This is a genomic window from uncultured Victivallis sp., assembly GCF_944391105.1.
In the GTDB taxonomy this organism is placed as follows: Bacteria; Verrucomicrobiota; Lentisphaeria; order Victivallales; family Victivallaceae; genus Victivallis.
On record NZ_CALXSK010000081.1, the window covers coordinates 1 to 5,682 of the forward strand.

Below are 5,682 nucleotides of genomic sequence, written 5' to 3' on the forward strand. Positions count from 1 at the left end.
GTGTAAGTTAATCGCCATAAATTACACGCCGCAAGCAGAAACCGCGAACGTCAGCTATTTATCATACCATCTCCTTGTAATTGCGGGGGACAAGTGGTCCTCCGAATCTATTATAGATGAAAATCGTCAAATTACAAGCCGGGAAACGTCATCCCGCCCCGATTTCCCGATGCGGAGTTCCCTCCGAAATACACCCGATTCCACCCGAACCGTCGAAGAGCGAGAAAAAATCTCCGCCGGTCAAGGGTCTGCATTCCCTTATCCTCTCCACGATCGGATGACGATTTCTTGAAAAATCCCGCTTCGAAATCCCAAACGATACTTGACGAAACAGAGTTGTGGATGTATTCTTCATCACGGAATTTCCGCCCGTTTTTCAGGCGAACCAATGCATCGGCCGCCCCGGAACTTTTTCAGCAGCCGCAACGTTCGCAGGGGCGAAAGAAAACATCATTCATAAGATATTGATCATGAAAGAGAATCATAAGAAAACCGGATTCAACGGCAGACAATTTGCGCTCTGGATGTCCGCACTGGTCCTGGGAGGGATTTGCGGAACGCTCGGAATCGGTTGGTTGAATGAATTTTTCCAATTCATCGCGTCTGTCTACACCCGTTTGTTTCAATTTGTGGCAGTTCCCACAATCGCACTGGCGGTGACGACGACGCTGGCGGTGCTCGGAGCCCGGAAAAATACAGGGCGGATTTTTCTGCACACAATCCTCTACACTCTGCTGACCACTGCCGCCGCAGCCCTGGTGGGGCTCCTGCTGTTCAAGCTCATGAAGCCGGAGAATCTTCCGGTGGAGATCATCCGGCAGGGAAACACAACCGTACCGGAAAATCTGGGCGCCCTCTCCTATTACGACCATATCCTCTCCGTGATTCCGAACAATATTCTCGCACCATTTTCGTCCGGAAATGTTTTAAGCATCCTTCTGGTGGCGGTGGCCGTCGGACTGGTTCTGGCCTGGAAGAAGGAGTCGGAAAACATCCAGATTCTTTTGAAGGGGATCATGGGCATGCAGGAGGTGCTGTTTGCCCTGATCAAGGGGCTGGTCTGGACTCTGCCGCTCGGGATTGCGGCGTTTGCCGCGCAGCTTTCCGCACAGGTTTCGGCCGGTTTCATCATCGGCTCTCTGGGCCGGTACGTGGCGGTGGTTCTGGGAGGAAATCTGATCCAGTTCTTCCTTGTTCTGCCTTTGTTTCTGCTGGTGCACGGGATCAATCCGTTCAGGGTGTTCCGCTGTATGCTGCCGGCAGTTCTGATGGCGCTTTTCACCAAAAGCTCCGCGGCAACCCTGCCGGTGACGGTGGAATCCGCGGAAAACAATTTGAAGGCGAAAAAAGAGGTAACGCGGTTTGTATTGCCGATCTGCTGCACGATCAACATGAACGGCTGTGCGGCCTTTATTCTGGTGACGTCGCTTTTTGTCATGCAGAATGGGGGATGGACGCTGGATCTGCCGACGGTGGCGCTCTGGTTTTTCATTTCAATTATCTCGGCGATCGGCAATGCGGGAGTGCCGATGGGCTGCTATTTTCTCACACTCTCCCTGATGTCCGGCATTCAGGCTCCCATCGGGATTCTGGGGATCATCCTGCCGATTTACACGATCATCGACATGATTGAAACGGCGGAAAACGTCTGGTCCGACTCCTGTGTCTGCGCCATGGTGGATCGGACGCTATCCCGGGAGGAAGTTTCCGGCGGTCGATAACCGGATCCGTCGCGCCTGCGGGGAAAAGACGCGGCAATGGCGGAAGGGTTTCCAGGCGGCAGCGGCGGAAAAAACGCCCCGCCCCCTGGGGAACGGTTCCCGAATCCCGCCTTCGTGCCAGCCGAAAACATGGCATCCCCCCCTCCTGTTTACAAAAAACAAACCATCTCTTCATCTTGTTCTGACATTCCGGGGATATTGTATTGTCATTCCCGATAAAAGGGGATTTGTATCGTAACAAACCGGAAAATTTTTTGAGAGAAGCAAATAAAAAAAGTTTTACAGAAGAGATCCCGCAATACACAGACCCGGTCCTTTCGCGACACCCCGGCATATTGTTTTGCATCGCCAGAACTTGCAAAGGTGAAAACTTGTCAAATCTCCAATGCCCGCGGGGTTTCCGGTCAACACTCCCAAGAGGGGCTCGGAGGAGAAAAAGCGGCCGGCAAGGCAGCGTCTCTCCCCGTACCGACCACCCTTCAAACAACCCATGGGCCTGTCATGGCCCCGCGTCCCAGCTTCCGCTCGGCGACGGTCAGGAGGACGGCGTTTACGCTGATAGAACTCCTCGTCGTGATAGCGATCATCGCGATCCTGGCCGGAATGCTGATGCCCGCACTGGGCAAGGCCCGTGCCCGGAGCCGCAGCATCGCCTGCCTGAGCAACGCAAAACAGATCGGACTGGCTCTGCAGCAGTATACGGTCGACTACAACGATTATCTGCCGAATTTCAGCGACGGAAATCCCGGCTCCAATCCGATGAAGTTCACCAATCCCTGGCATCAGGCGCTGGCGGCCTACATCGCGCCGGAATCGGTCTACAAAGATCCCGATAACCGGATCAGTCCGGAAAAGGGAGTCTGGCGCTGCCCGGGACTCGGCGATGATGAAATGCAGGGCACCTACTGGGGCGGCGGTTACGGAGCCAATCGCACGCTGATGCGCTACGTCTACAAAAACGGCACCACGCAAAAAGAGGGGACGATCCGGGTCACCCGCATCCGGAAACCATCGGAGACCGCCGCGATCGGCGATTCCGGCCGCCCGGTCGACGTCGTCGACGGCAAACCGGTCAGCTACGTCGCCTGGATGACCTGGGGCACCTCCCCGCAATCCTCCGGCAACTGGAAGATGCCCTCCGGAACCGGACCGAAATCCGGCACGGAACAACCCGCCGCCCGCCACAACGGCAGCGCCAATATCGTATTTGCCGACTGCCACGCCCGCGCCGTACAGTTCGCCGAATTGAACGACCTTGACAACAAAGACACCTATTTCTGCAATTATCTCTACCAGTAAGACGGTGAAACGATGAAACCTCTGAAACTTCTTCTTTTTGCCATGCTCCTTGCCATCGCGGGAATCGGTTCGGCGGAGGAGTCCGGGGAGCGGCCAAGCTACTCGATTCCGGTGCTTGGCGACATTCACTATGACCGTCCCGACTGCCACGACATGGAGTGGGTGAACGCCAAAATGAGCAAGGATCTGCGCCAGATCCGCAACTACATCCGGGTGACCGAGTTGAACACGCCGGAACTGTTCCGGCAGGTGGAACGAAACGCAGCAACCCGGCTCGAACCGGTCCCGTTCGTGATCCAGATGGGGGATTTCACCGAAGGGTTGTGCGGCAGCCGTGAGCTGCAGGGACAACTCTTCTCCCATGCGCTGGCGGCAGTGAAAAACTCATTCAAACGACCGCTTTACCTCGTTCGCGGCAACCACGACGTAACCGGACCGGGCGCCTGGGAGGCGGGCAACGATGTGCTGCTCCCTTATCTGCGCGAACTCCGCAACGACCCGGAAACGTCGTGGAACTACACCGTTGACTGCGGAGAAGACCGTTTTCTATTCTTCGAATCGATGCGACCCGACCTCGGCTGGCTCAAACAGACACTGGCGGAAAGCGCCGGGAAACGCCATGTGTTTCTCGTGACGCACTATCCGATCCTGCCGTACAACTACCGCGCCCACAGGGGAATGCTCAGTAAAAACCCGAATCAGGAGACGGAGCGACGGGAACTTCTGTCTCTCCTTGAAAAACACAATGTGATGATCTTAAGCGCTCATCTGCACATGCTTTCGCTTATCGATCGCAAAACCGCAAACGGAACGACGGTACAGATGTCGGTTTCGAGCGTCGTCAACAGACGCGATTCGCTCCCCTCCAAAGTCATGGAAGGGGTGGAAGCGTACACCCCGGAACTAGCCGCCGAGCGCGACGCAGCCAACCGGAATCTGGAATGGCGCCAATCGCTGATTGGCGAAAATCAGCCGTATGCCACCCGCTTCTACAAAGCGGAGTTCGACGGGTACGCGGTTCTGGAGGTCTATCCGGACCGGGTCGTCATGCAGTTCTACAACCTGGCCGGGACCGAACCGGTTCTCACGATGCGGCTGAAGTGATATGAACACGTTCCTGCATCTGTTTCTGGGCGCTCTGCTGTGCGGAGGAGCCGCCGCGCTTCTGACTGCGGCGGAAAACAGCTCGCTCACGGGCGGCGTTTACTGCGGATATCAGGGGTGGTTCAACGCCCCTGGAGACGGCAGCGGACGCGGATTCCGCCACTACGGAAAGGACGGCGATTTCGCTCCGGGACGCTGCTCGGTCGAGTTCTGGCCGGACATGAGCGAGGCGACCGAATCGGAGAAATTCCCGACTCCGTTCCGTTTTGCGGACGGGCGTCGAGCTTATGTCTACAGCGCGCGCCATCCGGAGACGGTCTCGCGCCACTTCCGCTGGATGCGCGAGTATGGGATTCGAGGCGCAATGCTGCAGCGGTTTCTGACCGAACTCCGGGATCCGTCCGGGCAGGAAAATGCGGACACCGTGCTCGCCAATGTCCGCCGCGCCGCGTTGCTGCACGACCGGACATGGATGCTGATGTACGACATCTCCGGGAACGCCGACTTCGAACTCTTCGCGCGCGACTGGAAGCGGCTGATCGACACCGGAGTGATCCGGCGCGATGACCCGAACTATCAGCATCACGCAGGAAAACCGCTGGTCGCATTCTGGGGGCTGTTTGCGGAGCGTCCGGAGAGTCCGGGCTGGTTCGAGCGGGCGGTCGATCTGGTTACGTCCGACCCGGTCTATGGAGGTTTTGCCGTGATGGCAGGGGTGAACGACAACTGGCGGACAGTCCCGGGCGAAGCGGGGGACAGAATCCGCCGGATCGTGTCGCGCTGCGCAGTCGTCTCCCCGTGGACAGTCGGCCGCTATGACAATGAGACCCGGGAGGAGTGGATGACCCGGGTCATCCCCGGCGATATGCAGTGGTGTGAAAAACGCGGAATCACCTATCTGCCGGTGATCTTCCCCGGGTTTTCCTGGCACAATCTGCATGGTGGGAAATTCGATCAGATCCCGCGTAGAAATGGTCGGTTTTATCGGGAACAGGCGGAGACGCTGTTGAAATTCGGCGTCCGTCAGATTTATGTCGCTATGTTCGATGAAATGGACGAGGGAACCTGCATTTTCAAGACTTCGAGCGAAGTCCCGGTCGGCGAAAGTCCATTTCTGACATACGGAGAAAAAGTTCCGCCGGACTTCTACCTGCGGCAAACCTTTGCGTTTTCGCAACGTTTGAAACGTGACGCCGGCGGAGAAAATGGAGCTGCGGAACGCACATCCCCGCCCGTGCCGCCGGCTCAGGACCACGGCCCGCATTCCGGCATCCCCATGGGGCAGAGATTCCGGGACGCGATGAGCTTCGAAAATCCGCTCGAACAGCCTGATGCAATCGGCACACCGATCACAACAAGGCGAATGTGAAAATTCAGCACAACGGCAACGGGCGATCTCTGAAACCATTTTCCGGTATTGAACCGGCTGCCGAGCGACAGGTTCCACGCCGTCCGTCAGTCACTTCCGCAATGTTCAAAAGGGAGAGCCAATTTCAAAAGTATTGGCTCTCTCGTGTTAATCACTTGTTTTTTCGTGCGTCAAAACCGTTTCGGCGCA

Annotated in this window: 4 protein-coding genes; all 4 read left to right on the forward strand. The window is 56.9% G+C overall.

What is annotated here, in order from left to right; translation table 11 throughout:
- The first annotated feature begins 470 nt into the window (after positions 1-470).
- The 4 genes from Q0K10_RS15405 (at position 471) to Q0K10_RS15420 (ending at position 5,493) form a co-directional block, all read left to right on the forward strand.
- On the forward strand, positions 471-1,721 hold the full coding sequence (locus Q0K10_RS15405) for a dicarboxylate/amino acid:cation symporter (RefSeq protein WP_294508998.1): 1,251 nt from the start codon (positions 471-473) through the stop codon (positions 1,719-1,721).
- A gap of 501 nt (positions 1,722-2,222) precedes the next feature.
- Complete coding sequence (locus Q0K10_RS15410; RefSeq protein WP_294509001.1) at positions 2,223-3,020, forward strand: DUF1559 domain-containing protein; 798 nt, start codon at positions 2,223-2,225, stop codon at positions 3,018-3,020.
- A gap of 12 nt (positions 3,021-3,032) precedes the next feature.
- Positions 3,033-4,124, forward strand: a complete 1,092-nt coding sequence (locus Q0K10_RS15415; protein WP_294509004.1) for a metallophosphoesterase — start codon at positions 3,033-3,035, stop codon at positions 4,122-4,124.
- Position 4,125: 1 nt separating this feature from the next.
- Positions 4,126-5,493 (forward strand): glycoside hydrolase family 71/99-like protein, encoded by a 1,368-nt coding sequence (locus tag Q0K10_RS15420; RefSeq protein WP_294509008.1) that lies wholly within the window; start codon positions 4,126-4,128, stop codon positions 5,491-5,493.
- The last annotated feature ends 189 nt before the right edge of the window (positions 5,494-5,682 follow it).